Below are 22,410 nucleotides of genomic sequence, written 5' to 3' on the forward strand. Positions count from 1 at the left end.
CTTTGTGATTGTTATTTACCAAACACGAAATATCTGAATACAAAACCAGGGGGAAAGCATCAGACATCAGGGGGCGCGTATTTATCTACAAATGTGACTTTTATAATGGGAAAAGAAAAGAGCACAGTACGTTTGAAAATGATTTTGACAGGATTTATCATGGAAAAATTTTTACATTTAATCCCAGTTACGAAGATGCATTAAGAATATTTGATGAATACTTTTTTGAAAAGAAGGAAGCTGCCCGTAAAGAAGCTGAAAAGTTAGCGGCACAATATGAAAGATTCCGACAGAATTTGAATTGAGATAAAGAAAGAATTATCAGCAGATGATAAAAGGCAATCAGATATATAAAGCCGTAGCATTCAATGAATACTGCGGCGTTGTTTTTTGGAGGGGGACTATCGGAATGGGGATTCCGATAGTCATGTTATGAAAAAAGTGTTCTTATGAGGGGTATCAAGTGGGTTTGTGTTCCTCTTGATATGTTTATGATAATGTTTTAGCCTTAAGGAAACCTAAAACGATTGTGAAGGAAAAGTGAAATAATAAAGGATGGAGAAAATGGTATGAGAAAGCAGATAATGTGCATGACTGCATGCTTAGCAGTTGTCCTGGTGGCAGGCTGTGGGAGCAGATCATACAATGCAGATGATACGGAATCAATTGTGGAGCAGATAGATGAAGACACTGTTACCACTGTGGAGCAGGCTGATGAAGATACCGTGACTATAGTAGAACTTAAGACTCCGGTGGTAAAAGATGGTGTTACTGAACAGGGTGAAGATGCAGTAAACGTTGTCTTTACATGGGATGCTGTTGAAGGAGCTGATGGATATGAGGTGCTTGAAGAGAACAAATTCTGTACAGAGGAAGCATTCCGCGAGCCAGATTATGATCTGACATCTTATACTTCACAGACAACATATGTCGCAAGTGCTCAGGATGATTTTGATTTCAGAATAAAGATAAGATCTTACCGTGGAGAAGGTGACAGCAGGGAATTTAGTGAGTGGAGTGAGTATGCATACGGAAAAACTTATGAAGGGACTGTAAATATTTCTGATACTGATAAGAAATCCGTAACTGCAACACAAGAGGAAGCTGACGAACTGTTTGAAAAAGCAATTGCGGGTGAAATCATTGTAAAAGCTTATTATGAAGACAGTACGGATTGTTCTTTCTGGATCCCTGAGCTGCCACATGCCCCTGATGATTTCGAATGTTATGAGGTTGGAGAAAGGGTGGACCTTGATAATGATGGTGTCAAGGAGCTCATAATAAATGGCCCATATGGTGGGAAGTACCTGGATGCAAGGGATGGAGAAGTCTTCCAGCTTGCAGAAGGAGAAGGTACCGCAGGTTGGCTGTGCCACGCGGAATATAATGGTAAGACTTATATCTGTCATGTAGATAATTCACATGGTGGCAGGGAAACATTTTTAATGGATCAGTATGATGGGAGCGGAAACATAGTAGAATCCACGTCATTGACCGCAGAGTATTGGGATTATGTCGAGTTCGATGCGGATTCAGCAGTCTGCCATTTTGGTGATGAAGAGATTTCCGCTGACAGATATCTTGAACTTAGAAAAGAAATATTTGATTATTAAGTTTAGCGGATGCTGAAGAATAATCAATGTATTCCTTTCCTATATTAAAAGCAGTAATTAGTCAATTGACGGTCAATGACAGAATAGGAAACACGTAGTAAAATGGAATTTTTTGATATAACAGACGATAATGGAATACCCACAGGGAAAACAGTAAGCAGGAGCGAAGCCCATGAAAAGGGCATCCCTCACAGAACAGCTCATATATGGATAGTAAAAAAAGAGGATGATGACTATCGGGTTCTTCTTCAGAAGAGAAGCGCAGAAAAAGAGTCCTTCCCTGGGATGTATGATACCTCTTCTGCAGGTCACATCCAGGCAGGTGATGATCCGCTCGAATCAGCACAAAGAGAACTTCATGAGGAATTGGGAATAAGAGCAAATGAGGGCGACCTTACCTTTGCAGGAAAATTCCACATTAAATATGAGATGGAGTTCCATGGAAAGCTCTTCAAGGATAATGAAGTGGCTTTTGTCTATGTATATGAAAAGCCGGTAGATATAGATAGCCTCACTCTTCAGAAGGAAGAGGTTGATGAAGTCAGATGGTTTGACATAAATGAAGTTCATGAGGGCTGCATCCACAGGGACGGCACGTTCTGTGTTCCGATAGAGGGGCTTGAAACGCTCATGAAGTATCTTGGTGAAAAAGAGTGAATGTTCGAATTATATAAGTTTGGAGATTATCTGTGGCAAGGGAACTAACGGAGGCTGAAAGAGTAGCCTATAATGAAATGATAGAAGGGGCAAAACAGCTAACAATCTTTGGGACAGAGGAAGAGTTGGATCCCAGAGATTACGTTTTTGAATACCCTGATGACAAGGAAGAATAGTAAAATGGTTGAGATAAGCATAGAAAAATTTGCAAAGTCAGTAGTTAAGAACAATCCCGGAGAGGACCTTAAGACCGTAACAGAGTCTTTGAAGGAGGCGCTTGATGCAAAGAAAGCCGGAGCAAAATGTCCTATATGCGGAAATCCTATTTGGGCAGCAGGCAGCGGCATTACAGGAAGTTATATGTGCTTTACCTGCACAACAGGGGAAGCAGATGACAGCGAGGACTACGAAATAGTTGAATGAATACGCTTTGGTTATATATGAATAGGCCAGGGACTTTAGTAATAGAATAGTATCTGATAGAGCAGTAGGTGACCGCTATGATAGATGAGATCAGAAGTAGAGAGGATCTGGTGGAACTTGTCAATGAGATAGGTTTTCTGCCATTCTTTTCAGGAAGGATTGAAGGCTTCTCGCTGGAAGAGAATATTTCATATGATGCATGGTATCAGGGACGCTGGAGTGGGAAAATCCATTGGGATGCCTGGGACTGGAAAGGACAGGTTCTTCAGAACAAAGAGCTTGTTTATGGCAAGTTCTTTGAGAAAAAAGCTGGATTTATCAGTTTGAAACTATGGCCGGACTTCTGTAATTACCGCAGGGATGGTTATGACTTTGATGCCAGATTTGATGACGGGCTTGCACCATATAAGGATAAAGATGTTGTGGATCTTATTTCTGGACAAGGAGCAATACTGACTCGGGAGATTAAGGACAGCTTGAATTATAAAAAGGGTGGAAACAAGGGATTTGAGACAGTGATCACCAGGCTTCAGATGCAGACATATGTTGTGCCGGTAAATTATGAATACAGTAAGCGTAAGAATGGCGATGAATACGGCTGGGGCAACTGCCGATATGATATAGCTGAAAACTACTGGGGCGACAAGCCTTGCAGATCAGCTTATAAGAGGAGTCCGGAGGAATCTTTGGACAGGATAATAAAACATATCAGAAAAGCATTACCAAAGATGGATGAGGATGTTCTTAGGAAATTACTAAAGGAATAGTAGAAGATAGTGTTCTATAGCTTGGAAGCAATGTTGTGGAAGGTAGGATTATGGCGGAGATACTAAGACTAAAAGAAGGCTGCAGGATTTCATTAGATACGATTTTACATGAAGGCTATGAGATCTCAGGTAATTCCATAACTGCAAATGTGAGCATTGGGAAAATAGAGGATGTACTGATCCATTTTATAGCGATGCATGATGAACCTCTTTTCTTTATACTGGAACTCCCTGCCAAAGCAGATGATGAACAGGAAGTAAAGCCAGGCGTTGTAGAGTCGCTGCACAGAGATGTTTATTACATTGATGGCTGCTCCAGAGAAGAAGCGGTAGCCATTCTTGAGGGGATAGGTAGCCTTCTTTACAATGACGGACTCTCCTCATTTGGCTTTGGAGGTCATAAGAGCTCAGATGAGATCATGTTTGGTAAATATAATGTTCTGCAGATATACAGCAGGGACATAAGCAGTTTTGATGGATTTTTGGAAGAACACAAGATAGAGCGGGTTGATAACCTTGTCACGGGATGGGATGTGATTTCCAAAGATAATCCCGGAATCTGCAGCCGGTACGAAGAAGAGGGCAAGTCAGTATTTGATATCCCTGAAGAGTTTAAGGACTGGGGAATATATATGGCGGAGCAGAGGGAAGAATAATAGAATCCAGAGTATGGTTTTAAAGCGTTACTGATGTGATAGGAACCAATGTTATCCAAAGGATTAAAAGCGGAGGACGTACTGTATGAATCTAGGCACATGCCGTTTTGAGGGATTTGCTACAAAGATGAAGCTTGTTTCCCATAACAGGATAGAAGGCAAGCCAACAAGAGCAATAGAGGAAACAGAGCAACATTTCACATTAACAAGAGATGGCAGGATCTGGTTTTCGGGATACCGGGATGAAAATAATAAGCAGGAGAAGCTTCGTCAGTTCCAGGAAAAGATTTCACCTGAGGCTGCAAACTATTTCCTTGCCTGCATAGGATATGAACTGTCGCAGGCTGAAGTAGACTGGCCAGGCCCTAATGAATCATACTGGGATCTGGAACTCACTAATGAAAAAGATGATACATACAGGTATAGAGGTTTGATGCCAACAACAGATAAGGCATTGCATGATATGTCCGATTGGCTCAGAAATGTGCTGGGTACAGACACTATTCTTGCATTTGATGGAGAGGCAAGATTTGCCATAACAGTAAGACCTGAAGAGAAGATATTTGTTGCGGTAAAATCCATAATTGATCCGGACGAGGAACCTTACTGGTATTTCTATGAGGGCAACAATATAAATATCGGAGATCAGTTCCTTGCTCCATTTAGGAAAGGCGAGCGATATTATAACGTTGAGGTTGTGGATATTGTTGTTGCTACTCCAGAGAACGGGCCTGTGCCATTAAGACAGCAGAAAAGGATGATGGTTTTGGAAGGCAGCATGAGATCCAAGCTGCCGGGCGAGTTCACTAACATGTTTAAAAAGATGAATGGATGGGATGTGAACTAAATGGGAAGAGTAGCGGGAGCAATCGTCGATGGTTGCTCCTTTTTTTAGTTAAAAAAAATAGAAATAGTTTCACTGGCAGAACTTGAGCCTTATTATAAGCCCCAAGTTCATACATACGAGGCACGCGGAGTAGAAGATATTTTGCCTTACCGCTGATAACTGCAATGATTGAAGGCGATGATGATTATTCAGATACGTTATCGATTACAAATAAGGATAGCTTAAGACTGTTAAAAGCAGACATTATGAGACGCGCCAAATGTTATACAGAGCTTATTGAAGAATTCTCATCACAGAATTTTGTAGATGGTCGCTTAAATGATTACCTTCAATTTGAGTTGGAAAAAGCCAAACAAAGGGATAATAAATGCTATTGTACTGATGAGGTACCTGTCTCAAATTTAAGGCCTGTTAAAGAACGCTTGAGAGTTAGCCTGGGTGAATTACCGTTGTTGTAATTAAAAAGTTGGATGAAAATACTGTGACACAATGTGTTGCAGTATTTTTTATTGTGCATCTATTAGACAAGTACAAGTTATAACCCACGTTGTTTGATAAGCTTATTATGGGTAAGAGCATTATCCGCCTTCACTTGTTGACACCGGCGCTTACGGAAATGGGGATTGATTACTTCATTTGGAACAGGAGGTGGTACGGTAAATTTCGAGAGGAAGGTGAATGGTTTTATTGGGGCAGCGTAATTAGAAGAATGTGAATCAAAGTGAGATTGTGAAATTGCAACGGGAACCAATGACATATATTGTGTTTCCGTTTTTTGTGTATATTCTGCTATATCCACGTGATGTTCAACAAACGTGTATCACTGTAATGATACTTAAATCTCATTAGAATGGTAATTCTCAATTCCTGACGCCGTTGTTAAAATACATTAGTGTAAGAGAGGATTCATTATGAATGACAACGATGTTAAGGAACTTGTTAACAGGATTAGGAATACGATCAAAAAAGAGGATATTCCTGCGGCAGAACTTGCCGAAAAAGCAGAAGTGAGTTACAACACTGCCAAGGATTTTCTTAACGGGAAGAAAGATCCCGATTTCAGGACAGTAATCCGTATGATCGATGCAGCTGATCTTGACATTTCAAAGGTTTTTGAAGCGACAACCATTCTTATAGAAACAGACAACCCTACGGAAGATTTTTATGTCAGAAAGTATAGAAGACTTGATGAGTATGGGAAGAGTGCTGTGAAGTATATTATCGACGCCTGTACATCGTATGAGAAAGAGAAGCAACGACTGGCAAGAAGGAAAAATAAAGAAGACAGCGCAGATGATTCAGAGCAGATATAGTTAAGAAGCTTGTTTTTTGGAGATTTTGGAGTTAGCAGCAACTAGTTTTTAAGACATCATAAGACCGGAGATAGCAGGAAACAACTGCTGTCCCCGGTTTTTTGATAGATTTTTTAGAGGGGATGTAACTGTTGTTTTTTCAATGGAGGGATATGAAAAAATGAGGAGGAAACGTATATCAGCGCATGCACTGGCAATTGAACTTTGCAGAAGGGAGAACATGTCATATAATAAAGTTCATGAGCATTCTTGTAAACTTCTAGAGAGGTACGCGAAGGGACAGAGTGATCCGCTGAGAGGAAACAAGTTCAGGAAAAAGACTTTTGGCTCTATTCAGCAGGAAAAGCAGAACATCAGAAGAAGGTACATCGAAATCATCAAAGGGAAAAAACCATATACTGATGAAGAATATGAGGACTTTGTTTGGGATGTGGTCACATCAAGATGGTTTATGGAAAAAGCAACTATGATACTGGACCTTATAGAGCTTCTTGTTGATGGTAGTGTCTCTGGAACAGACTATGATGTAGATTTTGATGCCCGTAACCAGGGGAAACAGATAAGACGGATATTGAAGGATCTATTTCTAAGAGGCGAAAACAATGTGAAGGACGGCAAGGCTATCTACGTAGGAATGGGAATATCCAGGGCAACATATTTTAGGAGACGCCCTGACGGAATTGTACTATTTGGAATTCTCATGTGGATATATGCCAAGAGGAGAGAAGAGGAAGATATCGAGGCAGGAATTGTTGACAGGCCTGAAGAAGATATTATAGATATGCCTATAAGTGAAGAGTTTGTATTTGTATAGAGCAGAAAAGCCCGGTTCGTAATGGACCGGGCTTTAACTATGCCAATTTATGTGAGACTTTCATGAGACTATCGTGAGACTTTCATGAGACTATCGTGAGATTTTTGTGAGATTTTCGTGAGACTTAATTGAGATTTATTTGAGATTTCAGTGAGACTAAATCCCGGTATTTATGTGCTAATATGTCCGTGTTTTGTTGAGAAAGGAGGAGACATGGCTTATGAAGGAAATGCCTGATAGGAAAGTCGGGGAGAGACTCAGGGTGCTCAGGATGAGTGAAGGCCTAACGCAAGAGGCGGTGGCAAAACTGTTCAATCTGTCCAGTGGCAGGATAATCTCGGCATATGAAACCGGGACAAGGCTTGTTCCGCTGGATCTGGTGGTCAAATATTCCGGTGAGTTTGATATTTCAACGGACTGGATACTGACAGGGCGAGATAGTACGAGCTGTAAGAATACTGCATAGTGCAGAGAAATACGGCAAAAAGAAGAGATATTCCGCATATCAGTGAACCTTCCGCCAGTAGTTTTTAGCTAAAATTATATATGTAGCCAAAAACTGGGGAAACAGAAGTTATTTGTAGGAGGGGCAAGATGCTAGATCTTGAAAACATTGTGGAAGACTATCATGAAGCTTCCATCGAAAAACGGGTAGACATGATATTGCGGAATTTCTCAAACTTTGAAGCAATCGTTGACTGCTGCGAGAAAAACTTGAGCGTCACTATTAAGGAAGAAATTGATTACAACAGACGCGAGGAGCTGGGAAATCTCGGTGTAAGAGTTCAGACTTCAAACATCAGTAATCCCACACTAAGTGATGCAGCAAACAGGGAAGAAATTGAAAAGGCAATCCATAATGGTGAGTATTACAGAATACTCAGATGGACAGATGATTTCGAGAAGCACAGGACGCAGATCATCACATTGCAGAAAATGAGAAATGATTATTTCAGAGTCAGCAATGTGGTAAACTGCTTAGATCCGCAGAACAGAAGGATTTTTCGAAAGTATATTTCAAAGGAAGCTTCAGTGGAGACACTGGCGGAGGTTGAAAAACTCACACATGATTCTGTAAAGACCAGAATAAAAGAAGCTAGAAAAACAGTACGATCATGTGCGGGAAGGGAAATGAGAAATGGAATAGACTTCGCAGTACTGGAAAAAGCTGTTGCATGAATCTCGAATCGGAGTCATGATAGACTCGTGCCAGAGAGTCTTATGGATAAAGCCAACCCTATTTTCTATAAAGAAGAAATATTTCTAAAGAAGGGAGAAGCTTTTATGATGAATCAGAGAAGTAAAGTAGAGGAGACAAGGAACGCCTGCAAGCGCTTTTTCAAGTATCCGGAGGCAGAGGAGTACTTCGGTATGGAGCGTAAGACCATAAGGAGACTTGCGAAAGAATGTGGTGCATACCTTGAGTACAGCACAACTATGATCCGAATTGACGGACCGGTGCTGGAGGAATATTTACTGACATTCAGAAGATAATCATATAGGTAGAATAAGGGTTGGTTAATACGATTTAGTTCTTGCGGTGCGCTTTTCATAGAGTCATAATAGAATTGTGCCAGGGAGAATCTATGCGGATTAAGCCAGCCTTATTAATTGGAGGTAACATGGCTAAATCTGACACAAAGAGAGACTTTAGAGGTCGGCCTCTGAGAAAAGGAGAGCTGCAACGCAAATCTGACCTGCGATATCAGTACACCTACACAGATCCTTATGGTAATAGGAAATACATATATTCCAAAGATCTGATGGAACTGAGGCGCAAGGAGGATGAACTAAAGAGAGACCAGCTAGACGGGTTAGACATCTATGCTGCTGGAAGAGCTACTATCGATTTTACTTTTAACAGGTACATGTCAACGAGAAGTGATCTCAAGGGTTCAACACAGGCCAATTACTGGTATACGTATGATCGCTATATCAAGGATAACCTCGGATCCAAGAGAGTTGTTGACCTGAAACACTCAGACATTCTCCAGTTTTATTATTTCCTTATGAAGGAGAGAAATCTTTCGTATAACACACTGGAATCAGTGCATGGTATCATTCATCCGATTTTCGATCTTGCGGTGATGGATGATATAATAAGAAGGAATCCTTCCGATAAGATCATGGGTAAGATTGCAAAAAGAGAAGGAGTGGAGATTGTACCCAAAAAAGCTCTGACAGTTGAAGAGCAGAGAGCATTTAAGGAGTACGTTGCAAACAGTCCTATATACTATCATTGGTGGCCAATCTTCACGGTGCTTTTTGGTACCGGAATGAGAATCGGCGAATGCATCGGCCTAAGATGGGAAGACATTGATCTTGAGAAGAGAAGAATCAGCGTTAATCACAGTCTTTCATATTATACTGACAGGAAGACAGGTGAGTGCAGACTGAGAGTATCGACTCCCAAGACCAAGGCGGGTATCAGAACTATTCCGATGATGAGCTCTGTCAAGGATGCTTTCGAGGTCGAAAAAGAGTTACAGCTGGATGGCAATGGTCTCAACGCTACTGTGATAGATGGAATGAGTGGTTTCATCTTCCAGAACAGAGACGGAGGCTGCCTTACTGCAGCAGATATCAATCGGGCGATCAAGAGAATTTACACGGATCACAACGCAGAGGAAATTCTTAAGGCAAAGAAAGAAAAGAGAGAACCGATAATCATCCCTCATTTCACATGTCATATCTGCAGACATACTTTTGCTACAAGACTCTGTGAAGTTGAGGACAACCCCAAAGTAATCCAGTCGATCATGGGTCACAAGAGCGTGGTGACAACATTTGATGTCTATGCTGACTCATCCGACAGAAGAAACGAGGTGTCCTTCAACAAGTTAGTAGACAGATGGAATGATGCTTTTTAAAGAGCGACACTGTCTCTGATCATTTTTGACAACAATAAAATAGATCTGACAACACTTTGACAACAAATAGACGGTCAAACATGTCAAGTATAGGCTGAACCGGTCATGGTTTTGGAGAGCCGGAAATCAGGTATTTCCAAGACATTCCAGGTGGTGGAGGAATTTTAAATGAGATCCCGACCTTGAAATCACAGAAGTAACACACGGACTCATTAGGAATCACTGAAATCCATAGACGTACTATGTTGTCCAAAAATGCAACATTTTTACAACGAATTCATTGGACAAGTACGGAGCTATTTGGACGTGTATGTAGTTTTTATCCAAAATTAATAGGACATCAGTGGTGTGTCAAAAGACAATTTCTACTTGCTTAAAAATCGCATTTTGGGATAGGAACTTTAAAAGTTTCTATCCCAGGGTAATTGTCAAAGGAATAATCGGTTCTGACACATCACACATTTGACCACATTTCTCGAAGGAAGAGAAGATGTGGTTTTTTTGTACCCTAAATTCTGATCTTCTTAATTGCATCTCGTAACACCAGAAACGGAGGTTACAGATGAATCGTGGAAAATCCCCACCAGTTGACTTAGATAAGTATCTTGTCGGAAAAGAACATCGATATTGCACCTACCAGGACGGAGCCAGACTTTACAGCATGGCATATTGGTCATTTGTGACTCTGGCAAAAGAAGCTAAAGCCAATATAAAGCTTCGGAAAACTGCCCTTGTTGATCTGGATTTGATCGAACAGTACATTGAACAATTTTGTGAAGAAGGAAACGAAAGTGAGGAAGTATTCATGGCTAGAAGAAAGAAAATCGAAGATTTAGCAGAAATCGTTAAGGAAGGCAAAAAGAAATATGTCAGGTACGCGGAGGGAGCAGAGCTCTATTCAATGGGGCTTCATACATTTGAAAGCCTTGCAAAGGAAGCCAAGGCCACAAGAAAGGTAAAGGGAGTGGTTCTCTGCAACACAGAAAAGATTGATGCGTTTATTGAGTCATTTGATGAATGAGGAGGAAAAGAGATGTCTAAAGTTATAGCAGTAGCAAACCAAAAAGGCGGGGTAGGGAAGACAGTAACGAGCGTGAATCTTGGTATTGGGCTTGCCAGGGAAGGTTACAAGGTACTCATGATAGATGCGGATCCTCAAGGGAGCATGTCAATAAGTCTTGGATGTGATGAACCGGACAGACTTGATTATTCTCTTGCTACAGCACTTGTAAATATTATCAATGATGAGCCCGTGGATGTATCAAAAGGAATTATCCACCATGCAGAAGGTGTTGATCTGATGCCGGGAAATATTGAGCTCTCAAGCTTGGAAATAAGCATGACCGGAGTTATCAGCAGGGAAACAATTCTCAGAGAATATGTGGATAACGCAAGAAATACTTATGATTTTGTGATTATTGACTGTATGCCATCCCTTGGAATGATGACGATTAACGCACTTGCCTGTGCGGATTCGGTAATTATTCCGTGCCAGGCAGCATATCTTCCTGTAAAGGGCCTTCAGCAGCTTATAAAGACAATTGGAAGAGTAAAACGTCAGCTCAATCCAAAGCTCGAAATAGAGGGGATTCTCATCACTATGGTGGATAACAGAACCAATTATGCAAAAGATATAGCGGCTCAGATTTACGAAGCTTATTCATCCAGCATAAATGTTTTTGAAACAGAGATTCCTCTTTCGGTAAGAGCTGCAGAAATAAGTGCTTCAGGAAGCAGCTTGTATCAATATGATCCAAAAGGAAAAGCAGCATTTGCTTACACATCATTTATCAGGGAGGTTATGAACAATGGCACAAAGAGTTGGTCAGAAAGTAAAGCTATCTAGTATAGATGAGCTCCTCGGTGTTCCAAGCACCGAGGGGACTGTGGATCTCGATGTAATGACTATCTATCCTTTTGAGAATCATCCTTTCAGGGTAGTTGATGATGAAAAGATGGAAGAGCTTGTAGAAAGCATCAAGGAAAGTGGAGTGCTTACACCTGTTCTAGTAAGACCGGATGATGAAGGAACTTACGAGATGATTTCAGGGCATAGAAGACTTCACGCGGCTAAACGAGCTGGGCTTCGAAAGATACCGGCAATCATCAAGGAAATGACCAATGATGATGCGACAATCGCCATGGTTAATGCCAATATGCAGAGGGAAGAGATACTTCCGAGTGAAAGAGCCTTTGCCTTAAAAATGAAGATGGATGCCTTGAATCATCAAGGTAAGCGTTCTGATTTAACTTTGTCTCTTGAAGAGACAAAGTTGCATTCGGCAACAGAAGTTGGCGAATCAGTGGGAATGAAAAGAGCACAAATACATAGATATATGCGACTCACATATCTAATTCCCAAGTTATTAACAATGGTTGATGAAGGAAGATTAGCTATTGCAGTAGCTGTAGAAATCTCCTATTTTAACCCAACCTATCAACAGTGGATATGGGAGTATATTCACGAAAACGGCATGATCAAGCAGGAACAGCTTATGGATCTTCGTCAATATCGTGATGATGACTCTCTTACACAGGAACAGATGATAGACATCCTTATCCAAAAGAGATCCACGCCACAGACCAGGAAGAAGATCCTTATCACAGAACGTAAGCTCAACAAGTACTTCCCTGCTTATTATTCACAGTCTGAGATTGAAAGAGTTATCGTAAGTCTCTTGGAGCAATGGAAGGCATCGCAGGAAAGTGAGGAACAATAATATGATGGACTATTTTTACAACACCCAGGCACAGCAATTTGCTTCTGTAGAGATACCAAGAGAGCTGCTTACAGGGAAGAGCTTTTCTTCCCTGTCGGCTTCGGCCAAAATGCTTTATGCAGTTCTTTTGGACCGCATGGGCGAAGCTAAGAAACATAATTGGTTTGATGATGATAACAGAGTCTACATCATTTATCCGTTAAGCAAGATTCAGGAAGATATCAATTTCTCCAAGCACACAATAATTGATTGTATGAATGAACTTGAAGAATTTGGTCTTATATATAAGTTACAGGCAAAAGGTAAGCCAAGCAAGATCTACGTTAAAAATTTCAATCGTAGATGCAGATTTCAACTGATTGGGTAGTGCAGAAATTGCACCACTTAAATCCATGGAACGTCACATAAAATCATCGAAGGGAGGAAAAAAGAGTGAGCGAAAGAATCATTTTTGACTATTTCAGCGGTCAGGAATCAGAAATGCTTGCCTTTTACAGAATACCAAAGCTTTTGTTCACAAACGCCTATTTTAGCGGGCTTGACGCTCTTGCTAAGACTCTTTACGGTCTTATGCTTGATAGAATGTCATTATCCCTCAAAAATAAGTGGTTTGATGAGCTTCAGAGGGCTTATATATACTTTGCACAGCAGGAAGCCGCAGAAATGCTGGGCTGTGGGGAAGATAAGATCAGATGTCTTTTTAAGAGTCTTGAGGAATATGGACTCATAGAGCGCAAAAAACAGGGCCAGGGGAAGCCTACCAAGATCTATCTCAAGAACTTTGCGTCAAGAGAAAATGAAGAAGTTCAGACCTTGGAAAAACAAAGTTCTGGAACAAATATGGTAATTTCAGACCCCGGAAATATCGGGGTCAAGACCACGGAAAATTCGGGTTCTAGACCAAGTGAAAATCCGGTTCTAGACCACGGAGAATCCGACCCTAATTATAATAATATTAATAATACTAAAAGAGTTATAAATACTAATCATATCTCTTCGATGAAAACCGATTTGAATGATGAGTATAATGCCTATGCAGAAATAGTCAGGGAAAATCTGTGCATTGATACCATGCTGGAAAGATATCCTCATGACACAGACATTATTGAAGGCATTTATGACTTGGTGCTTGAGACAGTGCTTTGCCAGAATCCAAGCATTTGGATCTCCAAGAATGAGTATCCTACAAACCTTGTTAAGTCCAAGTTCCTGAAGCTTAACCATATGCATCTTGAGTATGTTATGGGATGCATGAAGGATAATACCACCAAGGTGCGGAACATAAAGAACTATCTTTTATCAGCTCTTTTCAACGCACCTACGACTATGGGTAGCTATTACCAGTCAGAGGTCAGCCATGATCAGGCATACAGAGCCATGTAAAAGCATTTGACATATGTGTTCGACACTCATATAATCAAAATATAACATAACTGTTCAACACTCATAGGAGGATGAAGATATGCCAAGAGTAAATCTATCACTTACACAGGATATGTATGATCGTATCGAGAAGGAAGCCAAGAAGCAGAACATCACAGTCAATTATTATATCTGCGAGATGCTGGAAGAGCGCTTTGGTAAAAGAACTACCTACGACTATACAGTGGCCGTTGGCGAGATGATCAAGGAAGCCAAGAAGATGGATAAAGAGTTCACTCTGGCAGATCTTCCTACTTTTGCAGATGTGAATGAGGTACTTGTAGAGTACAAGATCAAGGAATCACCGGCTCAGATAAGAGCCCGTCTTGGCAAGATGTTTAATGAGGCAGTCAAGAAGGGTACAGCAAAAGGAGTCGAGAGAGCCACAACAATAAAAGATGGCGAAGAGCAGCTCAAGTTCTATTGCAGGGCTGCAGTGTATGTCAACAAATTGAATCAGATTAAAAAGGGTGACAAATAATGTGGGATGAAGATAAGTTTTTCTTTAATAGACACGATAGCGTATCAGATAGTGTTTCAAGCAGTGCTGCCGGCGCTCTGGGAGGTATTGCTGCTATTCCGATAGCCTTGGTCCTTTCAGCTGTTGGTATTCTCATTATGAGGATTGATATCCTCAATGCAGCCAGTGCTGGCTTTATTCCATTATTCCTTACTCGTAACATGGGATTGGATTCAAAAACGTGCCTGATTATATATGTGGTAACTGTTATTGTTACGCTTATTCTTGAACATTGTTTTACTATTGCCAAGATTCTGGGAAGTATTATAGGATGCTTGGTTGTCGCTTTTCTATGCTATGAACTTAGTGATGTGACACCAATGAACACTCGGCTTATAATTACCTGTGTTGGAACAGTTATAACTATTTTGCTTAATATCAGATTTTGGATAAGATAAATAATTAAGCTCCCAATCGGGATTTGCGAGGAAAAGCAAAGAGTATGGAATTAGAGCCGGTGGAAGCAAAATCGAGTTAAACGATTCCTTTGCCATGTAGTTGTTTAAAACAGCTATGTGGCTTTTTTATATCATAAATTAGTTGACAAATACAACTAATGATTTTATCATTTAAATTCATAGGAGGGCATTCGATGGATAAGGTAAAACTATTTCGAGAAAGTACCAGAGAATTAGAACGTAATCTTGAGAAGCTAAACAGTTCTGATTGCTGTCAATGTAACGTTAATACATCTCAATGCTTTCTGGTTGTTGAGATAGGCAGAAAACCTGGAATATGTGTAAAGGAACTTGCTGAACTTCTTAAGATGGATAAAAGTGCTGTAAGCAGATCTGTAGAAGAACTTGTCCAAAAAGGATATGTTTTGCGAGAACCTTCAAAAAGGGACCGTAGATGTGTAGTGCTTAATCTGACTGATGAAGGAATGGCAAGATTCAATACAATAGAAAAAGATATGAATTTGAAGTTTGAGAGAGTTTTTTCGATGATTCCAAAGGAAAAACAGAGTCAGGTTTTAGAGGCATTAAATATCTATAATGATGCGATAAAAAAATCGGAGGTGGAATGCTGTGATTAGAGAAATGAGAGATGAAGACTGGGGGACAGTATCAGAGATTTACAAGCAGGGATTAGAAGAGGGAACATCAACTTTTAATACAGAGTGTCCTAGTTTTACTGAGTGGAATGAAGGTCACGTAAAGAATTGTAGGTTTGTTTTTGAGGAAGAAGGGAAGGTTGTAGGCTGGATAGCGTTAAGTCCTTCTTCGAGTAGGTGCGCATATAAAGGCTGCGTTGAAATGAGTGTATATGTTGATAGAAACTATAGAGGTCATGGGATAGGAACAGCTTTGGTAAATACGATTATCCGAGAAGCTGAGAAAGATGGATATTGGAGCATATATTCTGCAATATTTTCAATTAATAAAGCAAGTATAGCCTTACACAAAAAATGTGGTTTCAGGGAAATTGGCTATAGAGAAAGAATAGCTAAAGATCGATTCGGAAAATGGCAGAACACAACTCTTATGGAGTACAGAGCTTCATAATTAGTTTAAAGGAGAAGCTACTTATGACTATTGAAGAAAAAGCAAACAGGATTATTGAAGATATACGTAATGAAAAAGGCGTAAATCCTATCAAGATGTTTAAGTCAATGGCAAAGAAAGCGTATATAAGCATACATGGGCCAGAGCATCATATATTAGATGGGGCATGTCTTTTAATGGCTTATCATAATGCTGGTGGCAAAATAGATATAGACTATGCCTTGGAGAAGCTTTTGAAAGAAGGACTTCGGATGCCTGGAGCGATGTGCGGACTGTGGGGAATATGCGGAGCGATAACATCTATAGGAGCAGCTCTTTCTATTATTGATGGTACAGGACCACTTTCTGAGGATGGCTCATGGGGAGATCACATGGCATTTACATCAAGCGCCATAGGAGAACTTGGCCAGATAAATGGTCCAAGATGTTGTAAAAGAGATGCTATGATTGCGTTCAAGCATGGAATAGAGTACGTAAGACAGCACTACGGAGTGCAGATCGAATATGAGAAGCAACACTGTGAGTTCTCATCGCAGAACCAGCAGTGCATCAAAGAAAGATGCCCTTTCTTTGGATAATGGAAAGCTTTTGGTTTCGGACGATTTAGAAATTATGGAACTTTGAATTTCAGGATAATGAAATAAGCAAATCGGGATTAGTGGAGTAGAACATGGATAAAAAAAGGGCTTTGTCTGGCGCCATAATATTTATAACCCTGATGGGAATCGTAAGTCTGTTTTCGGACATGACTCATGAAGGCGCCAGAAGCATATTGGGCGAATATCTGAACCTCGCAGGGGCATCCGCTGCAACCATCGGATTTGTGTCCGGTATAGGAGAATTGTGCGGGTATTCACTAAGGCTCATATCCGGATTTATAGCAGATAAAACGAAGAAATACTGGACATTTGTTATCACAGGCTATGTAATACAGGCTCTGGCGATTCCTGCACTGGCACTCGTACCTGAACATGGCTGGATTTGGGCCTGCGGTCTTGTGATCCTGGAGCGTATCGGAAAAGCGATAAAAAAGCCTGCCAAAAACACATTGGTAAGCTTTGCGGCAAGCGAGATCGGAACTGGAAAAGGCTTTGCCTATCAGGAGTTTCTGGATCAGCTTGGCGCGTTTCTCGGACCGGTACTGCTTTTTGTAACAGCTCTTGTAAAAGGTACAGACGACCTTTTTACAACATATAGAATCTCTTTTGCGATACTGCTTGTTCCTGCAATGATCACCATAGCTCTTGTTTTGACAGCAAAGATAAGATACCCTGATCCGGAGATCTTTGAAAAGCAGGAAGATAAACCGGCAAGCTTTGAATTCAGGAAGTCATTTGTTCTGTTCATGGCGGCCATCTGCTTTTTTGCTTTTGGCTTTGCAGACTTCACCCTGATCACACTTCATTCGGCTAATACCGGAGCATTTAATGAATCCATGCTCAGCCTGCTATATGCTGGGGCAATGGCTGTGGATGCCTTTGCTGCACTATTCTTTGGCTGGCTTTATGATAAGGTCGGGCTGAAGGCTCTGATCATTTCCACACTATGCAGCACATTCTTCTCATATTTTGTTTTTATGACTGGAAATGCCTGGTTGATCGGAGCTGGGATAATTCTGTGGGGGATTGGAATGGGTGCGCAGGAAAGTATTATGAAAGCAGCTGTCAGTGGAATCGTCCCGCGTTCCATGCGAAGCACCGGTTTCGGAATATTTGAGACAGGATTTGGTATTGCATGGTTTCTGGGCAGTTGGCTTCTCGGTGCCCTGTATGATTTGAATCCTGTGTATCTTGTCACTGTGTCTGTGGTATCACAGTTTCTGGCGATTGCATTTTATGCTTTATGCCTCCGGTGCAATACGACAGAGTGCTAACAATTCCAGTTTGCTGGAATGAGCATTATACCGGAAGTTAATCTAATCATACCCATAAACATTTAAAGAATATTGCCGATATAAAAGATAGCAACGGAAATGCGTGTCTTTTCAATGGAATGAACATCCTTGAAAGGGCACGTTTTTTGTTATCTGGAGGCAAACATGGGTATAGCAGCGATAGCGAATGATTATTTAACAAGACCATTAAGATCTGCAGCTGGAAAAGAGACAACTCCCGTCATAAGTGAGACTGAAAGCTTTGGACAGAAGCTACAGGCTGAAACTGAGAAAAAATGTCCATATAGCTTTCTGGCGAAGGATGGAGTCATACAGTACAAAGGAGTTACTTTTGTCTGTGATTACAAGCAAAATGCCATAACGCTCGGAAATATGTATGAAAAGGATAAGGTCCTTAAGATTGCCCTTCCTAGTGGTGGAAGCCTTCATGTTAACGTGTACAACATTGATACTCTCTCCAAGGCAGCGAGTATGTTCACACCTGAGGATCTCAACGCCATAATGCGTGCTATCCATGAGTATAATCATTGCACCAGAAAACGCATGGAGATTGAAGAACAGAAAGCTGAGACTGCAGAGGAAGCTGCTGCAGAATCAGAAACTCCTGATGCTGAGAAAGAGCCGGAGGTAGATAATGCTTCACTGACAGAGCAGATAAATGCATTCAGGAAAGAACTGTTCTACAAGCTCATCAATAACGAAACTGAGATCAAGATACAGATAGGTAGCCAGGAGATGAGCATAAAGGAATGGGATAAGCTCATGGACAGCATTGATAAAGAACTTGAGACTATTCACGAAGCACTTCTGGAGAAAGAAGAGAAGCAGTCTGAAAAAGAGCAGGAAGAACGGATCAGAAAGCTTTTTGAAGATAGAAACGCAAATGAAGAAATGACTAATGTGGTTGGCGCATAATTTAAGGCATTGAAAAAAACTATAACCAACGTAGTAATAACCCCCCAGGGGGCTTGTGGAGTGGATTTCACAATGCTATCCTTTCCATTGTGTGAGGTAATTTAAGCACAGTGGAGGATACTATATTATGAAGAAAAAATTTCTAGCAGCACTTCTTGCTGCAACCATGACATTATCAATGGCAGCCTGTGGTTCCGGTGCAGGAACTCAGACAACAGAAACTCAGACAACAGAATCTGAGGCATCTGCTGATACACAGGCGACAACATCTGATGATCAGACAGCTGACGCAAGTCAGGCTACAGCTACAGGTGAAAAGATTCTTCACACTGCAGCATCTTTTGCTTATCCAAGTCTTGATGTACACAAGGAATACTATGGATGGTACACATCAATTTATGGAGTTTCAGAGGCACTGTTTAAGCTCGACGAGACCATGAGTGCTGTTCCATGCCTTGCTAAGGACGCAGTTGCAGATGGCAGCACATGGACTGTTACACTTAATGATGGAGTTCAGTTCTCAAACGGAAACCCTCTTACAGCTGATATGGTAATTAGAAACCTTCAGCGTCTTGCTGCAGAGAACAGCAGATTTGCTTATCTCGGCGATTTTGAAATGACTGCTACAGATGACAAGACAATCGTTATCGATACAAAGGAAGTTTATCCTACTCTTAAGAACGACCTTGCAAGTCCTGAGTGCGGAATGATCGATCTTGATGCAACAACAGATTTTGACAACGCACCTGTATGCACAGGACCATTTGTTATTACAGAGTTTATCCCTGAGGGAGACGTAACAGTAGCAAAGAACGAAAACTACTGGGGCGGCGATGTTAAGCTCGACGGCGCTGTATTCTACTACATGCAGGAGGATGATCCCAAGCTCCTTGCTATGCAGAGCGGCGAGATCGACTGCTACAACAGCGTTTCATCAGCAGCTCTTGAGGTTTATAACCAGAGCCCTGATCTGTACGATGTAGTTTCAATTCCAGGTGCACGTCTTCAGTTCTACATTCTCAATGAGAATACACTTGATGATTCTGTGAGAGAAGCAATCAATCTCACTGTTGATAAGGACAAGATTGCAGAGTACCTTTCAGGTACAGTATCTGCAGCAGTTGGACCATTCTCAACATCAGCTGCTTATGGCAAGGTGAGTGTTCCTGCAGTAGATACAGCCAAGGCAAAAGAGCTTTTGGAGGCCGATGGTTACACACTTGGAGCTGACGGCATTTACGAGAAGGATGGTAATAAGCTCAGCATCAGCATTGCATACTATGCAGCAAGATCTCTTGATACTCTTGCAATCCTGATCCAGGAGCAGCTTAAGGCTGTTGGTATTGATTCAACACTTAGAGTTGAGGAAGATCCTGATGCTACTTACATTGCTAACGCAGACTTTGATCTTGCTCTTTACTGCATGATCGCTGATAAGTCAGGTGATCCTCTTTATTTCATCGACTCAACTCTTGCAGACGGAGCTTACTACAATGTAGGTGGATTTGAGAGTGCTGAATGCCAGAGCATGATTGAGCAGCTCAGAACTGAGACAGATACTGCAAAGAGAGCAGAGCTTGCCAACAAGATCGTTCAGATTGCTATAGATGACAATGCATTTGGATATGTTGGACTTTTCAATAACACTACAGTTCTTCGTAAGGGCGTAAGCGGATTTGCAGAGTATGTTCCTTTCGATTTCTATGGAGTAGACGCAGAGACTGACATTAATGGCTAAACAAATACTTAAAAGGATCCTGGGACTTGCCCTGATACTTTTAGTGCTGAGCTTTCTTGTGTTTGGCATAATGTATCTGGCTCCCGGTGACCCTGCGGAAAAGAGACTCACCTCCCAGGGTGTGGTGGTCACAAAAGAAATACTGCAAGCGGAGCGGGAGAGGCTTGGCCTCCTCCGCCCCTTTATCGTTAGGTACGCGGAGTGGCTTTCGAATGTTCTTAGAGGAGATTTTGGAGTTTCCTTTAAGGATGATCTTCCTGTTGCGCCAAAACTGATAAAAGGGCTTAAGAACACATGTGGACTGGCTTTAACCAGTCTGCTTTTGGCGCTTATAATCTCTTTTCCACTGGGAATATGGTCAGCGGTCAAAAAGGGGAAATTGGTAGACCATATAGTCAGGCTCTTTTCATTTATAGGTAATTCCCTTCCGAATTTCCTTATTTCAGTACTTTTGATGTATCTGTTTTGCATACATATCAAGGTCTTTCCTGTAATTGCAGATGGAAGCATCAAAGGACTTATGCTGCCTGCACTTTCTCTGGCAATACCCATGGCAGGAAGGTTTACAAGACAGATTAGGAGCGAACTCCTGGATCAGCTTGGAGAAGAGTATGTTGTGGGAATGAAGTCCAGAAAGGTAAAGGGCAGATTTATTCTTATCAACAATGTCCTTAGAAACAGCCTTGGACACATACTTACAATAATCGGCCTTCAGATAGGAACCCTGATGGGAGGCAGCGTTGTTATTGAGAATATTTTCAGATGGCCGGGTATCGGCAAACTTGTGATGGATTCCATAACAGCCAGGGACTACCCTGTGATCATGGGCTTTGTGCTCATTATGGGAACAATCTATGTTGTTATAAATCTGATAGTTGATATTACCTACAGGCTTTTGGATCCGAGGTCTTTTTAATGAACCATAAACGGAAAAAGATTAACAGAATAAAAGTAATAATATCTGCAGGTGTTGTACTTCTTTTGGTGCTTATAGCTCTTTTTGCAAGTGTTATCGCACCTAATGACCCATATGCTACAAGCGCATCAGCAATAAGGTCAGCTCCGTCCGGGGAATTTCTGTTTGGAACAGACAACCTGGGAAGATGCGTGTTTTCAAGGGTTTTATACGGAGCAAGGACAACTATAGCAGCTACATTTATACTGGTTGCGATTTCTTTTATCTTGGGAAGCATTATTGGAATCCTTAGCGGATATTATGGCGGAATATTGGATGAAATTATGATGAGGATTGCCGATATTATGCTGGCATTTCCTCAGATGGTAGTAGCCATCGCGGTTGCGGGCATTCTTGGAGGAGGCCTTTCAAGTGCCATGATTGCGCTGGGAATAACTATGTGGACCGGGTTTGCCAGACTTGCACGGAGTCATACTTTTGCCATAAAGAATTGCCCCTACGTGCAAGCTGCAAAACTGGCAGGAAAGAGTGGGCCGGCTATAATGATGGCCCACATACTTCCTAATATAATAGCACCACTTCTTACAAATGCCCTTACACAGATAGGAACCACCATGATAGGTATCTCGGGCCTGTCTTTTTTGGGGCTTGGAGTTGTGCCACCCACTGCTGAGTGGGGGTCAATGATCAATGAGTCCAGGGCATATATACAGATAGCTCCCTGGGCTGTGCTGTATCCGGCAATTGCTACCATAGTCACCATCATAGTATTTAACTATCTTGGGGACTGCGTCATGGAATATAGAGATGAGGATTAAGC

The 22,410-nt window shown here is 41.3% G+C and carries 30 protein-coding genes; all 30 read left to right on the top strand.

Annotated elements, in window-relative coordinates; genetic code table 11:
• Positions 1 to 8 precede the first annotated feature (8 nt).
• A complete protein-coding gene (locus BV60_RS0102645; protein ID WP_029319311.1) occupies positions 9 to 305 on the top strand; it encodes a hypothetical protein in 297 nt (98 codons plus the stop codon).
• Positions 306 to 569: 264 nt separating this feature from the next.
• The gene (locus tag BV60_RS0102650; protein ID WP_029319312.1) at positions 570 to 1,613 is read left to right on the top strand and encodes a hypothetical protein; all 1,044 of its coding nucleotides are present in this window, start codon (positions 570 to 572) and stop codon (positions 1,611 to 1,613) included.
• A 102-nt stretch (positions 1,614 to 1,715) separates the two neighbouring features.
• Positions 1,716 to 2,270 carry an NUDIX hydrolase gene (locus tag BV60_RS0102655; RefSeq protein ID WP_029319315.1) on the top strand — a complete coding sequence of 185 codons (555 nt, stop codon included), beginning with the start codon at positions 1,716 to 1,718 and terminating at the stop codon, positions 2,268 to 2,270.
• A 32-nt stretch (positions 2,271 to 2,302) separates the two neighbouring features.
• A complete protein-coding gene (locus tag BV60_RS22985; RefSeq protein ID WP_156035925.1) occupies positions 2,303 to 2,446 on the top strand; it encodes a hypothetical protein in 144 nt (47 codons plus the stop codon).
• A gap of 4 nt (positions 2,447 to 2,450) precedes the next feature.
• The gene (locus BV60_RS0102665) at positions 2,451 to 2,693 is read left to right on the top strand and encodes a hypothetical protein (RefSeq protein ID WP_029319317.1); all 243 of its coding nucleotides are present in this window, start codon (positions 2,451 to 2,453) and stop codon (positions 2,691 to 2,693) included.
• 77 nt (positions 2,694 to 2,770) lie between these two features.
• The gene (locus tag BV60_RS0102670; RefSeq protein ID WP_029319319.1) at positions 2,771 to 3,460 is read left to right on the top strand and encodes an AlkZ-related protein; all 690 of its coding nucleotides are present in this window, start codon (positions 2,771 to 2,773) and stop codon (positions 3,458 to 3,460) included.
• A 50-nt stretch (positions 3,461 to 3,510) separates the two neighbouring features.
• Positions 3,511 to 4,116, top strand: coding sequence for a hypothetical protein (locus BV60_RS0102675; RefSeq protein WP_197029511.1), 606 nt, complete (start codon positions 3,511 to 3,513; stop codon positions 4,114 to 4,116).
• An 85-nt stretch (positions 4,117 to 4,201) separates the two neighbouring features.
• Positions 4,202 to 4,963: a hypothetical protein gene (locus BV60_RS0102680; protein WP_029319323.1), complete on the top strand. Its 762-nt coding sequence runs from the start codon at positions 4,202 to 4,204 to the stop codon at positions 4,961 to 4,963.
• 164 nt (positions 4,964 to 5,127) lie between these two features.
• Positions 5,128 to 5,421, top strand: a complete 294-nt coding sequence (locus BV60_RS0102685) for a hypothetical protein (protein ID WP_029319325.1) — start codon at positions 5,128 to 5,130, stop codon at positions 5,419 to 5,421.
• A 453-nt stretch (positions 5,422 to 5,874) separates the two neighbouring features.
• Complete coding sequence (locus BV60_RS0102690) at positions 5,875 to 6,276, top strand: helix-turn-helix domain-containing protein (RefSeq protein ID WP_029319188.1); 402 nt, start codon at positions 5,875 to 5,877, stop codon at positions 6,274 to 6,276.
• A gap of 160 nt (positions 6,277 to 6,436) precedes the next feature.
• A complete protein-coding gene (locus BV60_RS0102695; RefSeq protein WP_156035918.1) occupies positions 6,437 to 7,090 on the top strand; it encodes a hypothetical protein in 654 nt (217 codons plus the stop codon).
• A 229-nt stretch (positions 7,091 to 7,319) separates the two neighbouring features.
• Positions 7,320 to 7,556, top strand: a complete 237-nt coding sequence (locus BV60_RS0102700; protein WP_255358140.1) for a helix-turn-helix domain-containing protein — start codon at positions 7,320 to 7,322, stop codon at positions 7,554 to 7,556.
• A gap of 128 nt (positions 7,557 to 7,684) precedes the next feature.
• Positions 7,685 to 8,269 (top strand): hypothetical protein, encoded by a 585-nt coding sequence (locus tag BV60_RS0102705; protein ID WP_029319191.1) that lies wholly within the window; start codon positions 7,685 to 7,687, stop codon positions 8,267 to 8,269.
• A 42-nt stretch (positions 8,270 to 8,311) separates the two neighbouring features.
• The gene (locus tag BV60_RS0102710; protein WP_029319192.1) at positions 8,312 to 8,584 is read left to right on the top strand and encodes a DUF6462 family protein; all 273 of its coding nucleotides are present in this window, start codon (positions 8,312 to 8,314) and stop codon (positions 8,582 to 8,584) included.
• Positions 8,585 to 8,712: 128 nt separating this feature from the next.
• Complete coding sequence (locus tag BV60_RS0102715) at positions 8,713 to 9,960, top strand: site-specific integrase (protein ID WP_029319193.1); 1,248 nt, start codon at positions 8,713 to 8,715, stop codon at positions 9,958 to 9,960.
• Between the two features lie 562 nt (positions 9,961 to 10,522).
• A complete protein-coding gene (locus BV60_RS24455; RefSeq protein WP_330370187.1) occupies positions 10,523 to 10,981 on the top strand; it encodes a DUF6462 family protein in 459 nt (152 codons plus the stop codon).
• Positions 10,982 to 10,993: 12 nt separating this feature from the next.
• Positions 10,994 to 11,806 carry a ParA family protein gene (locus BV60_RS0102730; RefSeq protein WP_026517646.1) on the top strand — a complete coding sequence of 271 codons (813 nt, stop codon included), beginning with the start codon at positions 10,994 to 10,996 and terminating at the stop codon, positions 11,804 to 11,806.
• A complete protein-coding gene (locus BV60_RS0102735; protein ID WP_026517647.1) occupies positions 11,769 to 12,680 on the top strand; it encodes a ParB/RepB/Spo0J family partition protein in 912 nt (303 codons plus the stop codon). The genes BV60_RS0102730 and BV60_RS0102735 overlap by 38 nt, the downstream gene beginning before the upstream one ends.
• 1 nt (position 12,681) lies before the next feature.
• The gene (locus BV60_RS0102740) at positions 12,682 to 13,047 is read left to right on the top strand and encodes a replication initiator protein A (RefSeq protein WP_026653086.1); all 366 of its coding nucleotides are present in this window, start codon (positions 12,682 to 12,684) and stop codon (positions 13,045 to 13,047) included.
• A gap of 65 nt (positions 13,048 to 13,112) precedes the next feature.
• Positions 13,113 to 14,063 carry a DUF6017 domain-containing protein gene (locus tag BV60_RS0102745; RefSeq protein ID WP_029319327.1) on the top strand — a complete coding sequence of 317 codons (951 nt, stop codon included), beginning with the start codon at positions 13,113 to 13,115 and terminating at the stop codon, positions 14,061 to 14,063.
• Between the two features lie 79 nt (positions 14,064 to 14,142).
• Complete coding sequence (locus tag BV60_RS0102750; protein WP_026499363.1) at positions 14,143 to 14,583, top strand: hypothetical protein; 441 nt, start codon at positions 14,143 to 14,145, stop codon at positions 14,581 to 14,583.
• The gene (locus tag BV60_RS0102755; RefSeq protein ID WP_029319328.1) at positions 14,583 to 15,020 is read left to right on the top strand and encodes a hypothetical protein; all 438 of its coding nucleotides are present in this window, start codon (positions 14,583 to 14,585) and stop codon (positions 15,018 to 15,020) included. Before BV60_RS0102750 ends, BV60_RS0102755 begins: the two co-directional genes overlap by 1 nt.
• Positions 15,021 to 15,214: 194 nt before the next feature.
• On the top strand, positions 15,215 to 15,658 hold the full coding sequence (locus BV60_RS0102760) for a MarR family winged helix-turn-helix transcriptional regulator (RefSeq protein WP_026528282.1): 444 nt from the start codon (positions 15,215 to 15,217) through the stop codon (positions 15,656 to 15,658).
• A complete protein-coding gene (locus BV60_RS0102765; RefSeq protein WP_242826455.1) occupies positions 15,651 to 16,127 on the top strand; it encodes a GNAT family N-acetyltransferase in 477 nt (158 codons plus the stop codon). Before BV60_RS0102760 ends, BV60_RS0102765 begins: the two co-directional genes overlap by 8 nt.
• Positions 16,128 to 16,150: 23 nt before the next feature.
• The gene (locus BV60_RS0102770; RefSeq protein ID WP_029319332.1) at positions 16,151 to 16,705 is read left to right on the top strand and encodes a DUF5714 domain-containing protein; all 555 of its coding nucleotides are present in this window, start codon (positions 16,151 to 16,153) and stop codon (positions 16,703 to 16,705) included.
• Between the two features lie 92 nt (positions 16,706 to 16,797).
• Positions 16,798 to 18,000 (top strand): MFS transporter, encoded by a 1,203-nt coding sequence (locus tag BV60_RS0102775; protein WP_029319333.1) that lies wholly within the window; start codon positions 16,798 to 16,800, stop codon positions 17,998 to 18,000.
• A 165-nt stretch (positions 18,001 to 18,165) separates the two neighbouring features.
• Positions 18,166 to 18,936 (top strand): hypothetical protein, encoded by a 771-nt coding sequence (locus tag BV60_RS0102780; protein ID WP_029319335.1) that lies wholly within the window; start codon positions 18,166 to 18,168, stop codon positions 18,934 to 18,936.
• Positions 18,937 to 19,063: 127 nt separating this feature from the next.
• Positions 19,064 to 20,674 (top strand): ABC transporter substrate-binding protein, encoded by a 1,611-nt coding sequence (locus tag BV60_RS0102785; protein WP_029319336.1) that lies wholly within the window; start codon positions 19,064 to 19,066, stop codon positions 20,672 to 20,674.
• The gene (locus tag BV60_RS0102790; protein ID WP_022770368.1) at positions 20,667 to 21,590 is read left to right on the top strand and encodes an ABC transporter permease; all 924 of its coding nucleotides are present in this window, start codon (positions 20,667 to 20,669) and stop codon (positions 21,588 to 21,590) included. Before BV60_RS0102785 ends, BV60_RS0102790 begins: the two co-directional genes overlap by 8 nt.
• The gene (locus tag BV60_RS0102795; protein WP_029319338.1) at positions 21,590 to 22,408 is read left to right on the top strand and encodes an ABC transporter permease; all 819 of its coding nucleotides are present in this window, start codon (positions 21,590 to 21,592) and stop codon (positions 22,406 to 22,408) included. The genes BV60_RS0102790 and BV60_RS0102795 overlap by 1 nt, the downstream gene beginning before the upstream one ends.
• The last annotated feature ends 2 nt before the right edge of the window (positions 22,409 to 22,410 follow it).

The organism is Butyrivibrio sp. AE3004, assembly GCF_000703165.1.
In the GTDB taxonomy this organism is placed as follows: Bacteria; Bacillota; Clostridia; order Lachnospirales; family Lachnospiraceae; genus Butyrivibrio.